This is a genomic window from Catellatospora paridis, from assembly GCF_009720365.1.
GTDB classification, from domain to species: domain Bacteria; phylum Actinomycetota; class Actinomycetes; order Mycobacteriales; family Micromonosporaceae; genus Catellatospora; species Catellatospora paridis.
Window position 1 is genome coordinate 343,102 of the sequence record NZ_ML769313.1, and the last position, 23,139, is coordinate 366,240.

Genomic DNA, 23,139 nt, shown 5'->3' on the forward strand with positions numbered 1-23,139 from the left:
GGTGGTGCGGCGGGACGCGGCCATGCGTCCCGCCGCACCTGTTCGTCGTAAGGGCTACTTGAACAGGGCGTTTACCTGGTCGTTGGCCTTCTTCAGGGCGCTCGCCGAGTCGGTCTGGCCGAGGATCGCCGACTGGATGGCGTCCTGCACGATCTGGCTGACCTCGTTGCCGTTCTCGGTGATCGGCACGAAGAACGTGCCGCCGGGCGCCGCGGCCTCGTCGACGAACACCTTCACGTCGCGGCCCTTGCCCGTGTGGGCGGCCAGGGCCTTCTCGCTGGCGGACTTGATGGCCGGGAAGACCACGCCGTTGCCGCCGACGATGTTCTGGCAGTCCGCGGAGCCCAGGAACTTGACCCACTGCCAGGACTCGTCCTTGTGCTTGGTGCCGGACCAGATCGCGTCGGACAGGCCGTTGATCGCCGTCTTGCGGCCCTGCGGGCCCGCCGGCAGCGGCGCGAACGCGAACTTCAGCTTCGCGCCCTCACCCAGGTAGCTGTTGATCATCCAGGAACCGGCGAACGTGATGGCGCCCTTGCCCGCGTTGAGCAGGGAGTCACGGCTCAGCGTGGACGCCTTGTCCAGCGCGGGGGCGTAACCCTTGGCGCTCAGCGACTTGAACCAGTCGATGGTCTGGGCGAGCTTCGGGTCGTCGTACTTGTACTGGGTGCCCCACGGGTTCTTGTCCAGGTAGGTGAAGCCGTTGCTGGCGGCCAGGTTGCCCCAGCCGTTCTGGCCCTGCGAGCCGTCGGCCCACTCCGGCAGGAAGCCGAAGACCTTGACCTTGGTCTTGTCGAACGCCGGGTCCAGGCCGTTGCGGCCCTTCTCGTCGACCGTCGCCTTGGCGATGGCCTGCTCGAACGTGCCGCCGTCGGTCGGGTTCCAGGTCAGGTTCGCCAGGCCGGCCGCGTCGATGCCCTGGGCCTTGAGGTGCTCGGTGTTGTAGACCAGGGCCATGGTGTCCCAGTCCTTCGGCAGGCCGAAGCGCTGGCCGTCCTTGGTGAACAGGTCGGCCAGGCCGCCCTGGTACTGGGACAGGTCGACCTTGTCGGCGTCGACGAAGGGCTGGATGTCGAGGATCTGCCCGGAGCTGACGAACTGCGGGTAGTACGAGCCCTGGTTGGTCCACACGTCCGGGGCGTCGCCCGCGGCGATCTGCGTGGTCAGGTTCTGCCAGTAGTCGGTCCAGGCCGCCTGGCTGATCTTGATGGTGATGTTGGGGTTGGCGGTGTGGAACGCGTCGGCGCATTGCTGGTACGACGCCTTCTGGTTGTCGTCCCAGAGCCAGTAGTCCAGGGTGACGGCGGCGCCGGGCTCCTCTTCGGCGGTGCTGCAAGCGGCCAGGCCGGCCACCACGGCCAGGGACAGCAGCGCTGCTCCGGCCCGTGATCTGCGGTTCATCTGTGCCTTCCTTCTTTTTTGGGGGTGGGTGTTGTTCACTTGCTGCCGGTGAAGTTCAGGGACTGGACCAGCCGCTTGCCCATGAAGATCAGCAAGACGAGGACGGGCAGGACCGACAGCGTCGAGGCGGCCATCAGGCCGGTCCAGTCGGGTTGGGTGTTGGGCGACTGCTGCAGGAACACCCCGAGTGCGACGGTGACGAGGCGGTTCTCCTCGTCGCGGCCGACCAGCAGCGGCCACAGGTAGTCCTTCCAGGCCCACACGGTGGTGGTGAGCCCGATGGTGATCAGCGGGCCGCGGCTCATCGGCAGCGCGATGCGCCAGAAGATGCCCCACGGCCCGTTGCCGTCGAGGATCGCGGCCTCCTCCACGTCGCGGGGCAGCGACAGGAAGAACTGGCGCAGGAAGAACACCGCGAACGGGGTCATCAGGACGGTCGGGGCGACCATGCCGGCCATGGTGCTCATCAGGCCGAGGTCTTTGACGAAGATGAAGTTCGGCAGCAGCGTGAAGATCGGCGGCACCATCAGCGCCGCGATCACGATGCCGAACACCAGGTCGCGGCCGGGGAAGCGCAGCCGGGCGAACGCGTACCCGGCCATCGCGCAGAACAGCGTCTGCACCGCGGCGATGAGGCTGCAGTAGACGACGGAGTTCCACAGGTACCCGGCGAAGTTGATGTGCGCGCCCGACCCGCCGGCGGCGCGCGCCTCGGCTTCGGTGGTCAGTCCGAGCACCCGGGTGAAGTTGATCAGCGTCGGGTGTTCGGGCAGCAGGCCGGCGTTGTCGGTGTAGATGTCGGCCGCCGGGGTGAGCGCGGTGCGGATCATCCACCAGAACGGGAAGACGGTCACCACGACGAAGACGGCCATCGCCACCCACGCCAGCGCGCGTCCGGGGCGCAAAGTCCTGCGTGTCATGTCTGTCGTCCCCTCTCAGGCCAGGTCCGAGCGCGAGGCACGCAGCATGCGCATCTGTATCGCGGTGAGCACGCCGAGGATCAGGGCCAGGCAGATCGCCGCCGCGGCGGCGTAACCCATGTGGAAGTACTTGAATGCCTGCTGGTAGATGAAGTAGTAGATGACCTGCGTGGCGGAGACGGGCCCGCCCTTGGTGGTGACCGCGATGGTGTCGAAGATCTGGAACGAGCCGATCATCGACACGACCAGCACCAGGGCCAGCACGGGGCGCAGCAGCGGCAAGGTGATGCCCCGGAACATGCGCCACTCCCCGGCGCCGTCGATCGCCGCGCCCTCGTAGAGGTACTGCGGGATCTGCAGCATCCCGGCGTAGAGCAGCAGCGCCGTGTAGCCGGTGTAGGCCCAGGTGTTGATGCCGGCCACGGTCGGCATCGCCCAGGTCTCGTCGGTGAAGAAGCCGACCGGGCCCAGGCCGAAGGTGTGCAGCAGCTGGTTGACGAAGCCGAGGTTGGTGTCCAGCAGCCACATCCACAGCAGGCCGATGGTGACGTTGGGGACCAGCCACGGCAGCAGCAGCGTCGCCCGGAGCACGACCGAGCGGGTCAGCCGGTGCATCAGCGACGCGACGCCCAGCGCCAGCAGCGTCTGCGACCCGATGTTGAGCACCACGTACCAGGCGGTGACCAGCATGGAGTTCCAGAACTTCGCGTCGGCGAACAGCTTGGCGTAGTTCTCGGTGCCCACGTAGGACGCGGTGGTGAGCATGTTGTAGTCGGTGACCGAGTACCACACGCCCCGAGCGGCCGGGTAGCCGTAGAAGACGGCGAACCCCACCAGCACCGGTGCCAGGAACCACCACGCCGCCCGGCGGTCGTCCCGCGGTTTTGTCGCGCTCATCCACGTCCTCGGATCCGTCTATCGGTCGGCTCTTGCCAGCCGCCCCGCTCTCGAATAATGATGTAGACCTTCGAAATTTTGTCAACACCTCTTCGTATTACTTCGGTAACGACGAGGGGGGCGACCAGCTCAGAACCGCTGCGCCAAAGCTCCGACCAGGGACTATATGGACCCTGTGCGTCGGCTCAGTGGTGTGCCCGCGCGGGCACATGCCCCGTACCACCCGGAGAACTGCCCGACTCCCACCGGAGATCACCGTGAAATCACGTTCACGCGGCCGAACCGTCCTGGCCGCACTCGCCTGCGCAGCCGTCGCCGCCGCGCTGACCCTGGTCAGTCCGACCGGTGCGCTCGCCGCCCCGGCCGGCCCGCCCCCGCGTCCCGCCGCCCCCGCGAGCCCCGACCCCACCCTGCAGGCCCATGCACTGACCACCGCCCCCGGACCGGTGGACAACCCGCTCAAGGGCTGGGCCAGGTTCTACTCGCCCGGCGGTGACCAGAACAACGGCTTCCCGCATGCGCTGACCTGGGGCTACTTCGGCCTGTCCGAGATCATGAACAATGCCGGGAACTGCGGCAGCTACAACTGGTCGATCATCGACAGCATGCTGGCCGAGACCGCCGGCTACGGCAACCAGGCCGCCATCCGCGTGTACATGACCTATCCCGGCGGCACCGGCAGCCACCCGGCCAACGCCATCCCGCCGTGCTTCAACGGCAACGTGCCCACCCGCGCCGACGCCACCTGGAACGTCACGCACCCCGACTACGACAGCCCGTTCCTGATCAACGCGTTGAAGAACTTCATCGCCGCGTTCGGGGCCCGTTACGACGGCGACCCCCGGCTCGGATTCATCCACCTGGGTCTGGTCGGACTGTGGGGCGAGTGGCACACCTGGCCCTACGACGTCGACACCGGCGACGGGCTGCCCAACTACATGCCCACCGACGCCAACGGGGCGCAACTCGTCGCCGCTTTCGACACCGCGTTCAACACCACCAAGGTCGAGATCCGCTACCCCGACGCGGCCGGCGGAGCGGCCAACACCCGCGACATCGGCTACCACGACGACTCGTTCTGCTACCGGGAAGGCTCACCCCTGCAGGGCGTGACCCTGCCCAGCTCCCTGGGCGGCGCCTCCTACGCCCACCTGCAGCGCAACATCGCCACCGGCACCGAGAACAAATGGATCACCAGCTCGATCGGCGGTGAGCTCCGTCCCGAGATCCAGACCTATGCGTTCCAGTCCTGGCCGAACGGCTCCGGCAACGTCGACAACCTCAAGGCGTGCATAGAGCTCGCCCACGCCACCTGGATGATCAACGAGGGGAGTGCCGCCTACTCGCCCACCGACCCGAACGTCTCGGCCGCGGTGCGGGCGATGGGCTACAACCTCACCGTCGACAACGCCTACTTCAAGGACACCGCCAGCGGTGCGACCAGCGTCGGCGTGCAGATCAGCAACAGTGGCGCCGCCCCGTTCTACTACCCGTGGACGGTTGTCCTCGGCCTGAAGAACAGCGCCGGGACCGTGGTGCGCACCTTCGACACCAGCTGGGACCTGCGCAAGGTCCAGCCGCTGACGATCAGGAACTTCCCCGACTGGAACACCGGGTCCGACCCGAGCTACCGCGACTTCGGCTACCGGCAGTACTTCCAGCACAGCGCCGACCTGTCCGGCCTGGCCCAGGGCGGATACCAGTGGGTCATGCGGGTCAAGAACCCCCTCGAAACCGTCAACGCCAACGCCAAGAAGCTGCGCTTCGCCAACGCCACCCAGAACGCCGACGGCTGGCTCGGCCTCGGCGCGGTCACCGTCGGCACCGGCGGCGGCAGCGACACCACCGCCCCGAGCACCCCGACCGGGCTGACCTCCACCGGCCAGACCTCGTCGTCGATCTCGCTGTCCTGGACCGCGTCCACCGACAACGTCGGCGTCACCGGCTACGAGGTCTTCCGTGGCGCGACCCTGGTCGGCAGCCCGACCGGGACGTCGTTCACCGACACCGGCCTGACCGCGTCGACGAGCTACAGCTACACCGTCAAGGCCCGCGACGCCGCCGGGAACCGATCGGCGGCGAGCAACACGGTCACCGTCTCCACCTCGGCAAGCGGCGGCGGCGGTACAGCGACTTACGAGGCTGAGGCGTCGGGCAACACGCTGTCCGGCGGCGCCCTGGTGGCGTCCTGCGCCACCTGCTCGGGCGGGTCGAAGGTCGGCTACCTCGGCAACGGAGCATCGGTGGCGTTCACCAACGTCGCCGGCGGCACCGGCGGCTCGCGAACCGTGACGATCTACTACCTGTCGGCCGAGGCGCGCACCGCCGTCGTCAACGGGCAGACCGTCAACTTCGCGTCGAGCGGCGGCTGGACCACTGTCGGCTCCACCACCGTCACGCTCAACCTCGCCGCCGGCAGCAACACCATCACCATCGCCAACCCCTCCGGCTGGGCTCCCGACATCGACCGCATCACCGTGCCCGCGGCAGGCGGCGGAGGCGACACCACAGCACCGAGCGCCCCCACCGGCCTGGCCTCGCCGAGCAAGACCGCCACCTCGATCTCGCTGTCGTGGAACGGCTCCACCGACAACGTCGGCGTGACCGGCTACCAGATCCTGCGTGGCGGCAGCCCGGTCGGGACGTCGCCGACCACCGGCTTCACCAACACCGGGCTGGCCGCGTCAACCGCCTACACCTACACGATCAGGGCTTATGACGCCGCCGGGAACTACTCGGCCGTTTCAAGCCCGCTGACCGTGACGACCAGCGCGGGCGGTGGAACGCCCGTCAGCTACGAGGCCGAAGCGTCCGGCAACACCCTTGCCGGCGGGGCCGTGACCGCCGCGTGCGCCACGTGCTCGGGCGGGTCGAAGGTCGGCTACCTCGGCAACGGCGCCACCCTCGCCTTCAACGGCATAGCCGCAGGGTCCGGTGGCGCCAAGACCATCACCATCTACTACAGCGCCGCGGTCGCCCGCTCGGCTGTCGTGAACGGGCAGACGGTCAACTTCCCCGCCACCGCCGACTGGAACACCATCGGCTCCATCACGATCACCCTCACCCTGTCCGCCGGGACGAACACCATCAACTTCAGCAACCCCTCCGGCTGGGCGCCCGATCTCGACCGCATCACCGTCAGCTGACATCCCTCCCCGCCCGGCCGGGCACCGCACTGGTGCCCGGCCGGCCGTCAACCTGCCCAGCCGGGCGCTGTGCTCATGCCTGGCCGGCCTTCACCCGAGGAAGCCTCCCGTGAGAAGAGTTCTCCGCTTCACTGTGGCGCTGCTTGCCGCGCTCACCGTGGCCGGCGCCACGCCCGCGCTGGCCAAGCCCCCTACCGACGCTCCCCGATGGGCACCGCTGACCTACACGTCCGCGCCTGCGGACAACCCCCTCAAGGGCTTCATGCCGTATGCGGGCAGCTACCAGACCTTCCCGTACAGCATGGAATGGTTCTACCTGCCGGTCCGCGACGTGATGACCGGCCCTAAGCAGTTCCGCTGGGACGCCGTCGAACGCCAGCTCAACGCCATCGCCGCGCGCGGCCACCAGGCCGTGTTCCGGTTCTACCTCGACTACCCCGGCAAACCCACCGGCATCCCGCAGTACCTGCTCGACCAGGGCCTGCTCACCCGCCCCTACGACGACTTCGGCAACAACGGCGTCAGCGTCGCCCCCGACTACAGCGACCCGCGCCTGGTCACCGCCGTGCAGAACTTCATCACCGCGCTCGGGCGCAAGTACGACGGCGACCCGCGCATCGGCTTCCTCACCCTCGGGCTGATCGGCTTCTGGGGCGAGTGGCACACCTGGCCCTACGACGGCTGGACCAAGCCGGAGAACTGGATGCCCTCCACCGAGATCCTCGCGGGCATCCTGAACACCTTCGACACCGCGTTCGACAAGACCAGGCTGCTGGCCCGCTACCCGAGCCCGCAGAACAAGGAACTCGGCATCGGCTACCACGACGACTCGTTCGCCTTCGAGACGCTGCCGGTGCAGTCATGGCACTTCGTGCAGCGGCTCATCGACGAGGGCGTCACCGACAAGTGGCAGCGCGAGCCGATCGGCGGCGAGCTGCGCCCCGAGATCCAGTCCTGCCTGTTCGAGCAGCCCGTCAGCTGCGGCCAGTACGAGGACTTCACGCAGTCCGTCGACCAGACCCACATCAGCTGGATGATCAACCATGCGGCGTTCGCCCCCGACGGCTACACCGGCGACGAGTACTTCCGCGCGCTGGCCGCGGCCAAGTCGCTGGGCTACGAGCTGACCGTCACCGAGGCCGCGCTGTCCCGCGACCGCGTTTCGGTGCGCGTGGCCAACCGCGGCACCGCGCCGTTCTACTACGACTGGCGCGCCGAGCTGGCCGCCGTCGACAGCCAGGGCCGCATCGTCAAGCGCTGGCACACCGGCTGGACCGTGGACGGCATCCAGCCCGGCCAGGCCCCGGCCGAGCTGACCACCCGCATCGACACCCGCGGCCTGCGCGCCGGCAGCTACGACATCGTGCTGCGCGTGGCCAACCCGCTGCCCAACGGCATCCCGTTGCGGTTCGCCAACACCAGCCAGGACACCCACACCGGCTGGCTGCACCTCGGCGCCGTCACCACCCGCTGACGGCACCGCCGCACCCAGGTGCCGTCAGCAGTGCGCTGACGGCACCCGCACCACCGCACCTCGGGTGCCGTCGGCAGCCCGCTGACGGCACCCAGCACCGAACCCTTTCCTGTTCCTGAACTTCGTCCCCGAAGGGAACAACGGTTCATGCCATCCCTACGCAAAATGCTCGCCGCGACCGCGGCAGCGCTGACCCTCGCGCTGGTCGCCACCAGCGCGGCCGCCGCACCGGCGGGCCCGCCGCCGCGCCCGCCGGCCGGGCCGGGTCCCGACACCAGCCTGGCCACCCACACCTACACCTATGCCGACGCCGCGCTCGGCCAGCCGCTGAAGGGGTTCGCCCCCTACCTCTTCCCCGGTGACAACCTGTCCACCAAATATCCCGGCGGCATCGTCTGGAGCTACTTCGCCCTCAACGAGGTGATGAAGGATCCGACCAGCTGCGCGAACATCGACTGGAGCGTGTTCGAGAAGGCGCTCGACGAGGCCGCCGTCTGGAGCCGCCAGACCGCGTTCCGCTTCTACCTGGAGTACCCGGGCGGCAGCGGCACCCACCCCGGTAACGGCATCCCGCCGTGCCTGAACGGCAAGATGGCGCTGCGCACCAACGGGTTCTGGGGCACCGTCAGCCCCGACTACGACGACCCGGACGTCATCAACGCGCTGGTCACCTTCATCAACGCGTTCGCCGCCCGCTACGACAAGGCCGGGCCGGGCGGCACGGCCGACCCGCGCATCGGGTTCATGTCCCTGGGCCTGGTCGGCCTCTGGGGCGAGTGGCACACCTGGCCGTACGACCGGGACCTGGCCGACGGCTACCCGAACCTGATGCCGACCGACGCCACGATCCGCACCATCATCGGGGCGTACGACACCGCGTTCGACAACATCCAGCTGGAGGTCCGCTACCCGCTCGCCGGCACCGAGACCGCGAACATCGGGTTCCACGACGACTCCTGGCCGTACAAGGAGTTCCGCAACGGCGGGCAGCTCAAGAGCATGACCCTGCCGATGTCGATGAACGGCTGGGAGGACGCGTTCCTGCAGCTCCAGCTCAACACCGGTACCGAGAACCGGTGGGTCACCCAGTCCATCGGCGGTGAGGCCCGGCCCGAGATCCAGGGCAGCCTGTACGCCAACTGGCCCGGCGGTTCCGGGCAGGTCGACGACGTGCTCGCCGCGACCGAGCTGACCCACATCACCTGGATGATCAACCAGACCGGTGCGGGCGGTTACAGCACGTCCGACCCGAAGGTCTCCGCGGGCGTCCGCAAGATGGGCTACAACCTGCACATCCCGCAGGCCAACTTCAACGCGACCGCCTCGGGCAACTTCAAGGTCGGCGTCACCATGCAGAACGACGGCGTCGCCCCGTTCTACTACCCGTGGACGGTGCAGCTCGGCCTGCGCAACAGCGCCGGCGCGGTCGTGAAGACCTGGGACACCAGCTGGGACCTGCGTACCGTGCAGCCCTTGAAGATCCGCGCGTTCCCGGACTGGAACGTGGGGGCCGACCCGAAGTACCTCGACTTCGGTCGGCCGGTCAACTTCTCCACGACCGTCAGCACCGCGGGCGTGCCCGCGGGCGCGTACAGCCTGGTCCTGAAGGTGCGCAACCCGCTTGAAGCGGTCACCGCGGACGTGCTGCGCGCCCGCCCGGCCGCCAGCAGGCTCACCGACTGGATCATCGACCAGTGGCGGCCGCGCCTGCCGCTGTCGTTCGCCAATGCCAACCAGGGCGCCGACGGCTGGGTCAATCTCGGCAGCGTGTCGACCTCCGGCACCTGCACCGGTGACTGCACGGCTCCGTCGACCCCGACCGGCCTGGCCGTGTCCGGGGTGACGAACACGAGCGTGTCGCTGTCGTGGACGGCGTCGACCGACAACGTCGGGGTCACCGGCTACCAGGTGTTCCGAGACGGGGTCCTGGCGGGTTCACCGACGGGCACCACGTTCACGGACAGCGGGCGTTCGCCGGGGCAGACGTACCAGTACACCGTCCGGGCGGTCGACGCCGCCGGGAACGTGTCCAATTCGTCCGCATCGGTGTCCGCGACGACCACGGGATGCGCGGGTGACTGCACTGCCCCGAGTTCTCCCACTCTGTCCTCGCCGGGCAAGACCGACACGAGCGTGTCGCTGTCGTGGACGGCGTCCACCGACAACGTGGGCGTGACCGGTTACGAGGTGTTCCGAGGATCGACGCTGGTCGGCAGCCCCACGGGGGCCTCGTTCACCGACACGGGTCTGACCGCGTCGACGGCCTACAGCTACACCGTCAAGGCACGTGACGCGGCGGGCAACCGCTCGGCGGCCAGCAACACGGTCACCGTCACCACCAGCGCCGCACCGCAGCCGCCCACCGGCCTGGTGCTCGACAACTACGACGGCACCCCGGCCTACCCGTCGTCGAACCAGAACGACCTCGGCAAGTGGACTGGCGGCAACTGCTTCCTCGACGGCGGCGGCAACGGCGTCGTCACCGGCGGCGCGCTGAGCCTGCGCTACAACAACTGCGGCTGGTTCGGCTCCGACGTCGGCGTGGACCTGAACTCGTACACCTACCTCGTCGTGCGGATCAAGGGCACGGCCGGTGGCGAGCAGAGCCACTTCAACCTGGGTCTGGGCGGGTCGACGAAGGTCTTCGGCGACTTCACCCTCGACGGGGGAGCGCATCCGGTGATCACGACGGCGTACCAGGACATCAAGATCCCGATGGTCGCCAACGGCATCAACCGCAACTCGCCGTCCCAGCTGGCCATGGGCTTCTGGTACGGCGGCAACTCGACCATCTCGATCGACCACATCACGTTCCAGTAGCGCAAGCCGGCCGCCTGGCAGGGCTCCCGACCCGGCCAGGCGGCCTACCCTCCCGATGCACAGGAAGGCCACCATGCCCACCCGCAGTCTGCGGATGTTCACCGCGACCACGTTACTGGCCGCGCTCGCGGTCGTGACGGTCGGCGCCGCGCCCGCCCAGGCGGCCACCGTCACCTACCAGGCAGATCTGTCCACCGCGTTCGCCAACCCGGAACGCGGCTACCACAACCGTTACGAGATCATCAACGACCCGGCGGTCAACGACTACGTCAACGCCGCCACCATCCCCGGTTTCAACCCGGACCTGCTGGACCGGACCTTCGCTCGCGCGAAGGCCAACGGCAACACCCTGGTGCACAGCTACGTGCACCTCGACAAGTACAAGACCCAGGCCCTGCCCCAGGCACTGCTGGACAATCTGGCCTCCGGCCTGGGCGCGGTCCGCACCGCGGGCATGAAAATCGTGCTGCGGCCCGCCTACACCTGGGACGGCTACGCCACCGTCGCCGAGTCACAGATCCTCGCCCACATCGCCCAGATCAACGCCGTGATCACCGCGAACGCCGACGTCGTCCTGCACCTGGAGACCGGCTACCTCGGCGCGTGGGGCGAGTGGCACACCGGCGGCCTGACCAACCCGTCCTCGGTCGAGGAGGCGCCCGCCCGGTACCGCATCGTCAAGAAGATCGCCGACACCACTCCGGCGAGCATCCCGCTGGCGATGCGGTATCCGATCTACATCAAGGAGATGGTCGACCCGACCTCCTGCGTGGTGCCCGAGGGCTGCACGCTGACCCAGGCGCAGAAGGACCGGATCAGCTTCCACAACGACTGCTTCCTGGCCGACCTCAACGACATGGGCACCTACGACAACCCGTCCTGGATGGGCTGGTTCTACATCGAGCAGAAGAAGCAGTGGATGTACGACCTGGCCACCTCGACCGGGTTCAACAAGATGGTCGGCGGTGAGACCTGCGGCGCCGACGGCTACAACGACGCCGCCTGCGTCAACGCGCAGACCGAGATGAACAAGCTCAACTTCACCGAGATCAACGAGGACTACGCCGCCGTCAACACCGACAAGTGGAAGGCGGCCAACCTCGCCGCCGGCGGCAACGACCCGGCCGAGACCTGCTTCACGCGCATCAAGCGCAAGATGGGGTACCGGCTGAGGCTGCTCGACGCCACCTTCCCCACCACCGTGGCACCCGGCGGCAGCCTCGCTCTCACCGCGCACCTCAACAACGACGGCTGGTCCGGCCTCATCAAGGGCCGCACCGCCTACCTGGTGCTCGACAACGGAACCAACCGCTACAACCTGCCGCTCAACGGCGTCGACCCGCGCTCCTGGCTGGCCGGCGCGAGCACCGTCACCAGCAGCGTCACCGTGCCCGGCGGCGCGGTCGCGGGCAACTACAAGCTGGCCCTGTGGCTGCCGGACCCGACCTCGGCGCTGCAGGGCCGCCCGGAGTACTCGATCCGGCTGGCCAACACCGGCACCTGGGACGCGGCCAAGGGCTACAACGTGCTGGCCTCTTGGGTCACCGTCGGCTCCTGCACGGGCGACTGCACCGCCCCGTCGACGCCGACGGGCCTGACGGTGTCGGGGGTGACGAACACGAGCGTGTCGCTGTCGTGGACGGCGTCCACCGACAACGTCGGCGTGACCGGCTACCAGGTGTTCCGCGGGTCGACGCAGGTCGGCACCCCGGCCGGCACCACGTTCACCGACGCCGGCCGCTCGCCGGGGCAGACGTACCAGTACACGGTCCGGGCGGTGGACGCCGCGGGCAACGTGTCCGGTTCGTCGGCCACCGTGTCGGCGACCACGACCGGCTGTTCGGGCGACTGCACCGCCCCTAGCACGCCGACCCTGTCCTCACCTGCGAAGACCGACACGTCGGTGTCGCTGTCGTGGACGGCGTCCACCGACAACGTGGGCGTGACCGGGTACGAGGTGTTCCGGGGTGCGACGCTGGTCGGCAGCCCGACGGGGACCTCGTTCACCGACACGGGTCTGACCGCGTCGACCGCCTATGCCTACACGGTCAAGGCGCGTGACGCGGCCGGTAACCGGTCGGCGGCCAGCAACACCGTCACGGTCACCACGGAGGCGACCCCGCAGCCGCCGACCGGCCTCGTGCTGGACAACTTCGACGGCACGCCCGCATACCCGTCGTCTTCGCAGAACGACCTCGCCAAGTGGACCGGAGCCAACTGCTTCCTCGACGGCGGCGGTTCCGGTGTGGTCACGGGTGGGGCGTTGAGCCTGCGCTACAACAACTGCGGCTGGTTCGGCTCGGACGTAGGCGTGGATCTGAGCGCCTACACGTATCTGGTCGTGCGGATCAAGGGCGCGGCCGGTGGCGAGCAGACCCACTTCAACCTGGGCCTGGGCGGGTCGACGAAGGTGTTCGCCGACTTCACCCTCGACGGGGGAGCGCACCCGGTGATCACGACCGGCTATCAGGACATCCGCATCCCGATGGCCGCCAACGGCATCAACCGCAACTCGCCGTCCCAGCTGGCCATGGGCTTCTGGTACGGCGGCAACTCCACCATCACCATCGACCACATCACCTTCCAGTAACCGGCCGACGGCCGGCCAGGCGACCTCGGGATGGACCGGGGCCGCCTGGCCGGCCTACCCCATCCGTGCCCTGCGGTGTGGCACGATCTGCCGGCATGACCGGGCAACCGCACAGCCGATCCTCAATGCCTACGGCCGTCGCGGCCGCGTTCGCCGCGTGGGCGGCCGGCATCATGCTCGCCCACTGGGGCCTGGGCGCCACGCCGTTGCGGCTCTTCATCGGCTACGCCGACATCGAGCCGCCTCTCGTCGGCGCGCTGGAGCCGGCGGGCATCGCGATCGCCGCCGCGTTCACCCTGCTCGTGGCCGGGCTGCGGTCCCTTCCGTGGTGGCTCAACGGGTGGGCGATCAGCGCCGGCGGGCTGCCGCTGGTCCTGGTCGGGTCGTGCGTGGAGTTGGCCGACACGCCAGGCAATGACATCGTCTCCCCGGCGCTCGCGTCGGTCGGGCTGGGCATCATGCTCGCCGGGCTGCTGCTCGCCGCCGTCCAGGCGCCGGTCGCGGTCCGCACAGCCATCGTGTCCGGGTTCGTCGTCGGCCTGGTGCTGTGCCCGTACATCCTCACGGTCGTCATGCCGCCCAGCGACCTTCCGCGGGTCTTCATCCCGGAGCACTTCTTCCCCGGGACGGCGCTCGCGCTGGCCGCGGTCGCCGCCGCGACGGCGATGATCCGCCCGGGTGCGGTCGGGCCCGCTGCGGACGAGCCGCGCACCGAGCCTGCCGGCAGCTGGGCTTCCGTCGCCCCGATCGGCTCCGCCGTCGTCGTGCTGTACGCCGGAAACCTCGTGTTGCGCACCGGCATCGAGCAGCCGCCGCCCGGCGTCGACCTCGGCTTCTGGGACCGGCCGGCTGTGCCGGACGCCGTCCGCTACGGCATGGTCGTGCTCGCGGCGGCGATCACCCTGGTGTTGAGCCGGCAGGCCTACCGGCGCGGGCACGCCGAGCCCGCCCGGTGGACGGTGTTGTGCCTCGCGCTGGCCGCGCCGCTGCACACCGTGACGACCAACAGCCTTTACCTGACGGCCGGGCTGGCCTGGCTGTTCGCCGCCGGTGCCGCGGCGGCCGGGCTCGGTGCGCTCGCCGCGATCCGCGCCGCCGGGCGGCTGCCGTGGGACGCGCTCGGCGCCGGGACGGTCGCTGCGGGCATCCTCGTGCACGCGGTCGGTCCGCGACAGGGAGACCTCTGGACGGCGGCCGGCTCGCTGCTGATCGTGGTGGGCCTGTGCTTCGCGCTGAGCGCCGGCCTGATCCGGGTGTCGTCCGCGGCGGACGGCGCACCCGCCGACGTCGCCGGTTGCGCGCTGCTCGGCCTGGCCACGGTGCTGCTGGCGGGACAGGCCCTCGGCCCGCTGGCGGTCGAGGTCGCCGAGTCCGCCGGGTTCGACGGCACCGTGCTCACCGTCGCGTCGGTGGCGGGTGCCGCGGCGGCGCTGCTGGTGGCCCTGTCCGGCACGTCACACGAGGTCGAGCGGGCGAGCGCGCGTTGAGCCGCGGCGGGGTCTTGCGCACTAACTCTATCTAGGTAGATATTGGAGGCATGGTACGTGCGAGACAGCCCTCCCCGCAGACCGCCGCCGTGCTCATCGCCCTCGCTGAGACCGGAGACGGCTGGAGCCACGGCTACGACCTGTGCCGCGCTCTCGATCTGAAGGCGGGCACCGTCTATCCGATCCTCATCCGTCTCGCCGAGCGCGGGCACGTGGAGACCTCCTGGGAGACCGACCCGCCGCGCGGCCGGCCGCCCCGTCACCTGTACCGGCTCAGCGCTGCCGGCGCCGAACTCGCCCGCACCGTAGCTGCGGCGGCGCGTGCCGCCGAAGGCACTCCAGCCCCGGGCGCGGCCCGGCTCGCGCCCAGGACGGCCTGACCGTCGACCGATCCATCCCGGACCCGCCCTTGCCGCTCGGAGGCCTCGATGTTCGCCCTCCTCCTTCTCGTTCTGGTGATCCTCGCCCCGCCCGTGCTCGCGATCGTGGTGCTGGCGGTCCGGCTGCGTGACGCCGTCCGCCGGGGCGGCGCGCGCACCCTCCCGGCCCGCACCCGCGCCGCGTGGCGCGACGGCACCCGACGCCCCGTGTGGGCCGCGCTACTGGCCGTCGTCGCCGGTGCCGGGCTGCTCACCTTCGGTCTGGAACGTCTCTATCTCGCCACGGTCGCGAACGGCCCGCGGTGGGGATCCGACGTCGCGTTGCTGACCATCGTGCTCGGACTGCTCGGTGCGGTCGTGTGCGGCGGCCTCGCCGGCCTGGCCGCGGCCACCGTGGCCCGGGTCCGCGGATTCGGGGCGGGCGGCATCGCCGGGCTGCTGGCCCTCGTCGCCGTGGCGGTCGGCACGGCGGCCGCGCACCTGCCGCTGCGCGCCGCCTACCGAGCGGACCCCGGCAGCTTCCCTGCCGTACCGAACCTCGGTGACGGCGACCTGCTGGTGCCGTTCGACATGTTCCCCGCCGTGCTGGTCTGGGCCATGCCGTGGACCGTCCTCGGCGCGGCGCTCGGCGCCAGGGCGGTGACAGCGGGCCGACTCGCGCCGCGCGACGTCTGGCAGCTCCTGCTCGACATGGCCACCGCCGACCTGCCCGAGAACCGGGCCGCCTGGGGTGCCGCGCTGCGGGCCGAGCTGGCCGCGATCGACCCACGGGCCGAGCGGCGCAGGTTCGCCCTCGGCGGAGCGTGGGCCGCGTTGCGCTCCGGGCGGCCGCGCGGCACGTGGGCGATGGTCGCGGTGGTGGCGGTCGCGGTGGCGGCCGGCAACTTCGCCGCCTCGCGGTGGTCCCTCGCCCATGACCGCGGCGGTGTACTCGACTTCTGGGTCGCCTTCCCGAGCGTGCTGCTGCTTGCTGTCGCACTCGGCACGGCCTGGCGCAGCCGCTCCTTCGGCTCGGGGATGCGCGCCGGCGTCCTGTCCGGGCTCGCCGCCCTGGTGGCAGTGCTCGCCGTGAGCATTCCCGAGGCCGTGGTCTGGGCCAACCGGCAGGCCGGCTACCTGAGCACCGGCGACGCCGTGCCGCCGACCTGGCAATCGGCGGTTCTCGACGTGCTGCGCCTGGAGTTCCTGGTCATGATGGTCGTCTTCTGGCTGGCGGGCACGGCGAGCGGCGCGGCCCTCGGCACGGCGCTCCGGCGGCGGCCCACCAGCGCTTCCGACTGACCCGCAGCCGCTGACAGGACGTGTGTCGCCGCCGGGCCGGAATGGCGCGGCGGCGACATCTGATGTGCGTCGGGGGAGCGGGCACCACGGGTTGGCATGTCGCCGCGGCCGGTCCGGGAGACCCGGGGTTGACTTTGTCGCATGTTATGACTCATCGTATTGAGACAAAGCTTGCGACGTATCGGAGGTGCCGGCATGCGCCAGGCAGATCACACAGAGGTCAAGCAGTGGCTGACCCAGCGCGGCCTGGCCGACGTCGAGCCGACCCCGCTGCTCGCGACGCGCCTGGCGGTGCGGCGGCGTGCCAAGGTCGCCGACAGCCTCCTGCTGGCGGCGTTCCTGATCGGTGCGGCACTCACCCACGCGCTGTCGCTGCCCGCCGACGGCACGTCCTGGCTGCCGCTGCTGGTGCTGGCGACACTGGTGGTCGGGTTGCTGGTGGCGCAGTGGCTGCTCGGCGGGTGGGTGCGCCGCGTCGACCAGCAGGCCGGCGGGGAACTGCCCCGGCGGGTGGCCCATCCGGTCGAGCTCGGCTGGCAGGCGGTGCTGGGCCGCCCGCATGCCGTGTTCGCGGTCGCCACGTTAACCGGCGCGTTGCTGCTCGCGCTGAGCGTGCTGCCGATCGCGGACTCCACGCTGCGCAACGGGGCGATCGTCGTGCTGATCGGCCTCTGCGGCACCGGCGTCGGTGTCGTCCTGCAGCTGCGCCAGGTGCTGGCGAGCCCCGCCGTGGCCGAGGACGAGGCGTCGCTCACGGCCGATGTCATCATGCGGGTCGAGGACGCCCGCGCCCTCGTCACGCCCAGCCTGGTGTGGTCGCTACCGGCCATCTTCCTGTACGGGGAATCGCTCGGCTGGTGGAACGCGGTCTCGGTGGCGCTCGTGGTGGCCGGCGTCCTCGCGCTCTGCCTGGTCCAATTCCGGACCGCGGACGTCGGGACGGCGGCACGGCGGGCCATGGCCACCCGATGATCGTCATCGACGCGGGCTCGCCGACGCCGCCGTACGAACAACTCCGAGCCCAGCTCGCCAGGCAGATCCAGGACCGCTCGCTCGCCGTCGGCACGAGACTGCCGACGATCCGCCGCCTCGCGGCCGACCTCAGCCTCGCCGTGAACACCGTCGGCCGGGCATACCGGGAGCTGGAGGAGGCCGGGCTGATCGAGACCCGCGGACGGGCCGGCTCGTTCGTCTCGGCGGCCGGCGAGCCCGCCCTCGAGCAGGCCCGCCGCGCCGCCCGTGACTACGCGGCGCTCATCGCCAGCGTCGGCATCGATCCCACCCAGGCGATCCGGATCGTCGAGGCGGCACTGTCCGCCACCGGGCCGCCCGGCACTGCTCGGTGACCGGCGCAGCACGCGAAGCGCATCCGAGGTCAAACCCCAAGCCGGCCGGTCTCGACCCGGGCCAGGAAGAAGTCCCGGACGTCCTCGGCGAGCAGGTCCGGCACCTCCATCGCGGCGAAGTGGCCGCCGCGCTCGAACTCCGACCAGTGCCTGATGTCGTACAGCCGCTCGGCCAGTGGCCGCACCGACTGCGTGATGTCGTGCGCGAACACCGCGACGCCGATCGGCACCGGGCACGGCTCGACCCGCCGCGGCGTGTCACGGTGCAGTCGCGCCGAGGAGGCAGCGGTGGCGGTCAGCCAGTACAGCGAGATGTCGGTGAGCATGCGATCGTCGCTGATCGGCGAGCGGGGGTCCGTCCACTGCGCGAAGCGCTCGGCGATCCAGGCGAGCTGGCCGACCGGCGAGTCGGTCAGCGCGTAACCGATGGTCTGTGGGGTGGTGGCCTGCAGCGTCTGGTACGGCGGACGGTTCGCCATCAGCTTCCTGATCTTGTCCAGCCGGGCCTCGTCCGCCGCGGACAGTTCGAGGCCGGCGTCCGGGTCCGGCCGGGTCGGCAGGTAGTTGACGTGCACCCCGACGACCTGCTCCGGTGCCACCGCGCCGAGCGCAAGTGAGATGCCCGCGCCGAAGTCGCCACCCTGCGCGCCGTAGCGCTCGTATCCGAGGCGGCGCATCAGCTCGGCCCAGGCCCGCGCGACCCGGACGATGTCCCAGCCGCGCTCGTGGGTCGGCCCGGAGAAGCCGTACCCCGGGATCGATGGGATGACCAGGTGGAAGTCGCGCGACAGCGGCTCGATCACGTCGAGGAACTCCAGGAACGAGCCGGGCCAGCCGTGGGTGAGGATCAGCGCGAGCGCGTCCGGCTTCGCGGAGCGGACGTGCACGAAGTGGATGCGCTGCCCCTCGATCTCGGTGGTGAAGTGCGCCAGCTCGTTGAGCCCGGCCTCGTGCTCACGCCAGTCGTAGCCGGTGCGCCAGTGTTCGGCCAGCTCCTTGAGCCGCGCGAGGGGGAAGCCGTAGTCCCATCCTGCGTCGGCGACCTCGTTGGGCCAGCGGGTGCGGGCGAGTCGGTCGTTCAGATCGTCGAGGTCGGCCTGGGGAATGTCGATACGGAACGGCTTGATCATGGTCCGCGCTCCAGGGGATTCGTTGGGTGCCTAAACGTTAGGACGACTAACGTTTGGTGGCCGAACGATACCACAGTCATTGGTGCCCCCAACGATTCGTTAAGCTGGTCACATGGAGGATCCGACCGAGCAGACGCCCGCCAGGTGGGAGAGCCTGCCCAGCTGGCTGCTCACCCAGACCGCCGGCCACGCGCAGCGCCTGGTGACTGACGGGTTCTCGTCCGTCAACGCCCGCGGCTACTACTACCGCCTGCTCGCGACGCTGGAGGAGTCCGGCCCGGCCAGTCAGGCCGCGCTGAGCCGGCGCAGCGGCATCCATGTCAGCGACCTGGTCGCGACGATCAACGAGCTCGCCGACGGCGGCCTGGTCGAGCGCGCCCCGGACCCCTCCGATCGGCGGCGCAACATCATCTCGCTGACCGCCGCGGGCAAGCGGCAGCTGCGGCGACTGGAGAAGAGGCTGGCCGAGTGCCAGGACGAGCTGCTGGACCCGCTGTCACCGGAGGAGCGTCAGCGGTTGACCGAGCTGCTGTCCAAGCTGCTGGACCACCACCGGCGGCGCGCCGACGGCCCTGACGAGCCGTGGCGCTGACCGCGAACGCGCCGGGCCGGCCTCCGCCGGGGCAGGCGCGCCGGACTTCGCGCAAAAGAACAGGCCCGGGGCCGTGGTGCGGCTCCCGGGCCTGTCTGCTCGTGCTCATCGCGCCGTGTGGTCGCGCCTGGCGGCGCTTGCGGCCGTGACGGTGCAGCCTGTTGGCTACCCGCTCCTTCGCGGCCTCGTCGATGAGCTCTCGGTGATGCAACTTCGCGAGATCGAAGTACATCTCGGGCGATCCGAACATCGCAGACTCCTCAGTCCTTGACTCTGTGTCTTGCTGACGAGATGAATACTCCTCTCCAGACGGCCCCGCCCCATCCGCAGCGACGGCGTATCTTGCCTGGCCCAGACCTACCTAGAGGCATGCCTAGACCGGTCTAGGTATGCCTACACACCGTGACCGCGATCACCGGCCCGACGCCGTTACGTCCCTTTCGGAATGATCCGCCGAGGTCGCAGGCGAGGCGCTGAGAACCCCGCCTCCGGGCTTCCATTGATGTCGCAGCGTCGATATCCTCACTGCGACTACCGAACGGGGGAGGTTCCGGTGGGCACTGACGCCTGCCAGGCGCGGACGCAGACAGGTGCCACGGCCGGGTGCCCAGGCGAGGGCACACCGTGCGACGCACCGGTGAGACGCACATCAACGACGGCGACCGGATCCGCTGCCACCTGCGCGGGCACTGGCTTCGAGACCGGACCGCCCGCGTCGACCCTGCGCCGACACGCACCGCCGGCAATCGCCCGTGGTTCGCGGCCGTATGACTCCTCTCCCGCTTCGGGCAGGCGGCCGGCCTGCTGTCACCTCACCGTTCGTGAAAGGACGGGACCGCATCGTGTCTGAAACCCCACTGTGGCTGCAGGGCCGCACCGCCGTCATCGACGCGGCCGACTCCTCGGCCTGGCGTGACGGCACCACCCCCGACTACCACCTCTCCCACAGCGTCATGCCGGGCCAGCGCAGCACCCAGCACGCACCCGACTCGCTCGAAGCGATCGTCGAGAGCATCGTGCAGGTCTTCGAGATGGAGGTCTCCTACAAGAAGGACCCGGCCACCTGGGTGTCGATGGTGACCGAGCACTTCCGGACCAACGTCAACGGCGGGCCGTGGGCCAGCGCGCAGGACATCGTCGACATCGGCAGCTACAACATCCTCATCGGGGACAGCCCGTTCTACCGCAGCGGCCAGGAGTCGTTCGAGTCCTCGCACCACATCTTCCACAAGGCGTTCCCGGGCGGGTTCTACTGGGAGGTCCTGGAAGTCATCAGCCCGCCGCCGGTCGTCACGTTCAAGTGGCGGCACTGGGGCGCGTTCGAGGGCGAGTACCACGGCCACCAGCCGGACGGCAAGACCATCGAGATGTTCGGGATCAGCGTGGCCAAGGTCAGCGACGACCTGAAGCTGCTGGAGGTCGAGCACTACTACGACCCGAACCAGTTCCTCGGCAAGCTCACGGGCGGCTGCCCCGTCGCGCACTGACGACACCCGGCGGGGCCGCCCGGCACCACTCGGGTGGCCCCGCCGCTGTCAGCTGACCGGCAGGTCGGCGCCGGGCCGGCGCCGGCCGGATCAGGGCCGGAAGGACGCCCGGTACTGGGTGGGCGTGCGGCCGGTCAGTTCGCGGAAGGCGGCGTTGAACGCCGACAGCGACGTGTAGCCGACGGTGTGGGCGATCCGGGTGACCGGGGTGTCGCCCGCGGCCAGTTCCTCGATCGCGCGCAGCACCCGCATCCGGCGCAGGACCGCCTGCCAGGTCAGGCCGGTCTCCTCCGCGAAGCGCCGGGCCAGCGAGCGCGGCGCCAGGCCGACCTCGGCGGCGACGTCCTCGAAGCGGACCTCCCCGGCGAGCTGCCGCTCGGTCGACGCGATCGCCCGGCGCAGTTCCGGCGACCGCCCCGCGGGCACGACGACGGGGCTCGGCTGTTCGGCCAGCCGCCAGGTCACCGCCGCGAGCGCTGCGAACAGCGTTTCGGCGTACGCGGTGAGGGGCTCGTCGCTCTCGCCCCAGGTGCCGCACTCCTCGACCAGCGCCCGGGCCAGCGGGTTGAGGTCGAACACGGTCAGCGGCGACGGCGGCGCGGCGGTGAACCCGGTGTCGAACAGCACCGACGCCGTGGTGACCGGCTGGGGGATGCTGACCTGGATCGGCCGGCCCGCCTCGATCAGGGCAGCCCGCGCCGGGGGCAGCAGCCACGCCTGGCCCTGCGCTTCCAGCCGGAGCGTGCCGGCGGAGGCGCAGAGCAGGTAGTGGCGGTCGACGCGGAGCTCGCGAGCGGGCTCCGCCGGGAACGTGCGGACGAAGCTGTACGCCTTACGGGTCATCGGCGGCCTCGCACGGACCCATCGTAGGTGGTCAGGCCACCGTTTCCAGCAGTTCGGCGTGGAATCGGCGGCTCACCGGCGGCGCGGTCATCATCGGGCGGATCACCTCGCCGGAGCGGGCGAACGCCTCCGACGCCAGGTAGCGGGCGAACGACTCCTCGTCGGCCCATTCGTGCACGACGGTGATCGTGGATTCGTCCGCGCGGGAGGCGTAGACCCGGAAGGCGACGTTGCCTGCCATGGCGCGGACCCCTGCGCTCTCGCCGTCGAGTTGGGCGAGGGCGGCGTCGCGGTCGGCGGCGGCGGTGCGGAAATCGAGGATCGCGATGAGCATCGAGGAGACCTCCAAGGACGGTGGCGGCGGCTGCCGCTGCTGGATTCGATCCTCGCCGCGTCTGCGCCGGTCGGCCGCCGTCAGGCGGACACGTTCACGTTCGTATCGGACGCAACGGCCTGTGGGGCCGGACGACGGGCAAAAGAACAGGCCCGGGGCCGTGGTGCGGCTCCCGGGCCTGTCTGCTCGTGCTCATCGCGCCGTGTGGTCGCGCGCCTGGCGGCGCTTGCGGCCGTGACGGTGCAGCCTGTTGGCTACCCGCTCCTTCGCGGCCTCGTCGATGAGCTCTCGGTGATGCAACTTCGCGAGATCGAAGTACATCTCGGGCGATCCGAACATCGCAGACTCCTCAGTCCTTGACTCTGTGTCTTGCTGACGAGATGAATACTCCTCTCCAGACGGCCCCGCCCCATCCGCAGCGACGGCGTATCTTGCCTGGCCCAGACCTACCTAGAGGCATGCCTAGACCGGTCTAGGTATGCCTACACACCGTGACCGCGATCACCGGCCCGACGCCGTTACGTCCCTTTCGGAGTGATCCGCTGATGTCGGACGGCCCGGTTAGGGTCGGGGCCGGCATAGGTGAGGAGGCACGTGGTGCAGGTCGAGGTGCGCAGCAGGATTCCCGGCGGGGACCGCCTGCCCGATGTGCTCGTGGAACTGGCTCAGGAACGGACGACGGTGCGTGAGCTGGTCCGTGCCGCGGTCGCCGAGCAGGTCCGGGCCTGGCAGGCGGACAGCTCGCGATGCCGCGCCCTGCTGGACCGGCAGTACCTCACCGACGACGACATCCGCGCCCAGGCCGCGACCGGAGTGGTGCGCCTGCCCGACCGGCAGCACGGCGAACCCGACGTCGAAGCCGAGGTCGCCCGCGCCTGGCGGGCGTTCGAGCGCGGCGCGTTCGCGCTGTTCGTGGGCGGTCGGCAGGTGGACCTGCTGGACGAGGAGATCGTGCTGCGCCTGGGCGAGCCGATCGTGTTCGTGCGCCTCACCGCGCTGGTCGGCGGCTGA

The 23,139-nt window shown here is 70.0% G+C and carries 19 protein-coding genes; 12 read left to right on the forward strand and 7 right to left on the reverse strand.

The features are described 5' to 3' along the window. Nucleotides 1-54: 54 nt before the first annotated feature. Genes F9C41_RS06485 through F9C41_RS06495 form a run of 3 tightly spaced genes read right to left on the reverse strand, consistent with a single transcriptional unit; the run spans nt 55 to nt 3,218 of the window. Nucleotides 55-1,401 carry an ABC transporter substrate-binding protein gene (locus F9C41_RS06485; RefSeq protein ID WP_155385738.1) on the reverse strand — a complete coding sequence of 449 codons (1,347 nt, stop codon included), beginning with the start codon at nt 1,399-1,401 and terminating at the stop codon, nt 55-57. Between the two features lie 35 nt (nt 1,402-1,436). Next, a complete protein-coding gene (locus F9C41_RS06490; protein ID WP_155385739.1) occupies nt 1,437-2,321 on the reverse strand; it encodes a carbohydrate ABC transporter permease in 885 nt (294 codons plus the stop codon). Between the two features lie 15 nt (nt 2,322-2,336). Beyond that, on the reverse strand, nt 2,337-3,218 hold the full coding sequence (locus F9C41_RS06495; RefSeq protein ID WP_155385740.1) for a carbohydrate ABC transporter permease: 882 nt from the start codon (nt 3,216-3,218) through the stop codon (nt 2,337-2,339). Between the two features lie 257 nt (nt 3,219-3,475). Here F9C41_RS06495 and F9C41_RS06500 point away from each other — a divergent pair, with 257 nt between their 5' ends. The 9 genes from F9C41_RS06500 to F9C41_RS06545 all read left to right on the forward strand — a co-directional run bounded on the left by F9C41_RS06500 (nt 3,476) and on the right by F9C41_RS06545 (nt 17,742). Continuing rightward, nucleotides 3,476-6,364 (forward strand): fibronectin type III domain-containing protein, encoded by a 2,889-nt coding sequence (locus F9C41_RS06500; protein ID WP_230689369.1) that lies wholly within the window; start codon nt 3,476-3,478, stop codon nt 6,362-6,364. Between the two features lie 109 nt (nt 6,365-6,473). Further along, nucleotides 6,474-7,838, forward strand: a complete 1,365-nt coding sequence (locus F9C41_RS06510; protein WP_230689370.1) for a DUF4832 domain-containing protein — start codon at nt 6,474-6,476, stop codon at nt 7,836-7,838. Between the two features lie 147 nt (nt 7,839-7,985). After that, nucleotides 7,986-10,658 carry a fibronectin type III domain-containing protein gene (locus tag F9C41_RS41990; RefSeq protein WP_155385741.1) on the forward strand — a complete coding sequence of 891 codons (2,673 nt, stop codon included), beginning with the start codon at nt 7,986-7,988 and terminating at the stop codon, nt 10,656-10,658. A 73-nt stretch (nt 10,659-10,731) separates the two neighbouring features. After that, the gene (locus tag F9C41_RS06520) at nt 10,732-13,248 is read left to right on the forward strand and encodes a DUF4832 domain-containing protein (RefSeq protein ID WP_196279646.1); all 2,517 of its coding nucleotides are present in this window, start codon (nt 10,732-10,734) and stop codon (nt 13,246-13,248) included. Between the two features lie 125 nt (nt 13,249-13,373). Then, the gene (locus F9C41_RS06525; protein ID WP_155385743.1) at nt 13,374-14,735 is read left to right on the forward strand and encodes a hypothetical protein; all 1,362 of its coding nucleotides are present in this window, start codon (nt 13,374-13,376) and stop codon (nt 14,733-14,735) included. A gap of 50 nt (nt 14,736-14,785) precedes the next feature. Next, nucleotides 14,786-15,115 (forward strand): PadR family transcriptional regulator, encoded by a 330-nt coding sequence (locus tag F9C41_RS06530; protein ID WP_155385744.1) that lies wholly within the window; start codon nt 14,786-14,788, stop codon nt 15,113-15,115. Between the two features lie 48 nt (nt 15,116-15,163). Continuing rightward, a complete protein-coding gene (locus F9C41_RS06535) occupies nt 15,164-16,396 on the forward strand; it encodes a hypothetical protein (RefSeq protein ID WP_155385745.1) in 1,233 nt (410 codons plus the stop codon). 195 nt (nt 16,397-16,591) lie between these two features. After that, nucleotides 16,592-17,368: a hypothetical protein gene (locus F9C41_RS06540; RefSeq protein ID WP_155385746.1), complete on the forward strand. Its 777-nt coding sequence runs from the start codon at nt 16,592-16,594 to the stop codon at nt 17,366-17,368. Continuing rightward, the gene (locus F9C41_RS06545) at nt 17,365-17,742 is read left to right on the forward strand and encodes a GntR family transcriptional regulator (protein WP_155385747.1); all 378 of its coding nucleotides are present in this window, start codon (nt 17,365-17,367) and stop codon (nt 17,740-17,742) included. Before F9C41_RS06540 ends, F9C41_RS06545 begins: the two co-directional genes overlap by 4 nt. 29 nt (nt 17,743-17,771) lie before the next feature. Here F9C41_RS06545 and F9C41_RS06550 read toward each other — a convergent pair whose 3' ends face one another. Beyond that, the gene (locus F9C41_RS06550) at nt 17,772-18,872 is read right to left on the reverse strand and encodes an epoxide hydrolase family protein (protein WP_155385748.1); all 1,101 of its coding nucleotides are present in this window, start codon (nt 18,870-18,872) and stop codon (nt 17,772-17,774) included. Nucleotides 18,873-18,984: 112 nt separating this feature from the next. On the opposite strand from F9C41_RS06550, the gene F9C41_RS06555 reads away from it, so the two are divergent. Together F9C41_RS06555 and F9C41_RS06560 are read left to right on the forward strand one after the other, a co-directional pair. Then, nucleotides 18,985-19,464: a MarR family winged helix-turn-helix transcriptional regulator gene (locus F9C41_RS06555; RefSeq protein WP_155385749.1), complete on the forward strand. Its 480-nt coding sequence runs from the start codon at nt 18,985-18,987 to the stop codon at nt 19,462-19,464. 842 nt (nt 19,465-20,306) lie between these two features. Then, a complete protein-coding gene (locus F9C41_RS06560; RefSeq protein WP_155385750.1) occupies nt 20,307-20,951 on the forward strand; it encodes a SnoaL-like polyketide cyclase in 645 nt (214 codons plus the stop codon). 90 nt (nt 20,952-21,041) lie between these two features. Here the strand turns inward: F9C41_RS06560 and F9C41_RS06565 are convergent, their stop codons facing one another. From F9C41_RS06565 to F9C41_RS06575, 3 genes are all read right to left on the reverse strand, one after another. Then, nucleotides 21,042-21,794 (reverse strand): AraC family transcriptional regulator, encoded by a 753-nt coding sequence (locus F9C41_RS06565; protein ID WP_155385751.1) that lies wholly within the window; start codon nt 21,792-21,794, stop codon nt 21,042-21,044. Nucleotides 21,795-21,825: 31 nt separating this feature from the next. Continuing rightward, complete coding sequence (locus F9C41_RS06570) at nt 21,826-22,128, reverse strand: putative quinol monooxygenase (RefSeq protein WP_155385752.1); 303 nt, start codon at nt 22,126-22,128, stop codon at nt 21,826-21,828. 192 nt (nt 22,129-22,320) lie between these two features. Further along, on the reverse strand, nt 22,321-22,467 hold the full coding sequence (locus F9C41_RS06575) for a hypothetical protein (protein ID WP_155385753.1): 147 nt from the start codon (nt 22,465-22,467) through the stop codon (nt 22,321-22,323). 255 nt (nt 22,468-22,722) lie between these two features. Here F9C41_RS06575 and F9C41_RS06580 point away from each other — a divergent pair, with 255 nt between their 5' ends. Continuing rightward, nucleotides 22,723-23,139: a hypothetical protein gene (locus tag F9C41_RS06580; RefSeq protein WP_155385754.1), complete on the forward strand. Its 417-nt coding sequence runs from the start codon at nt 22,723-22,725 to the stop codon at nt 23,137-23,139.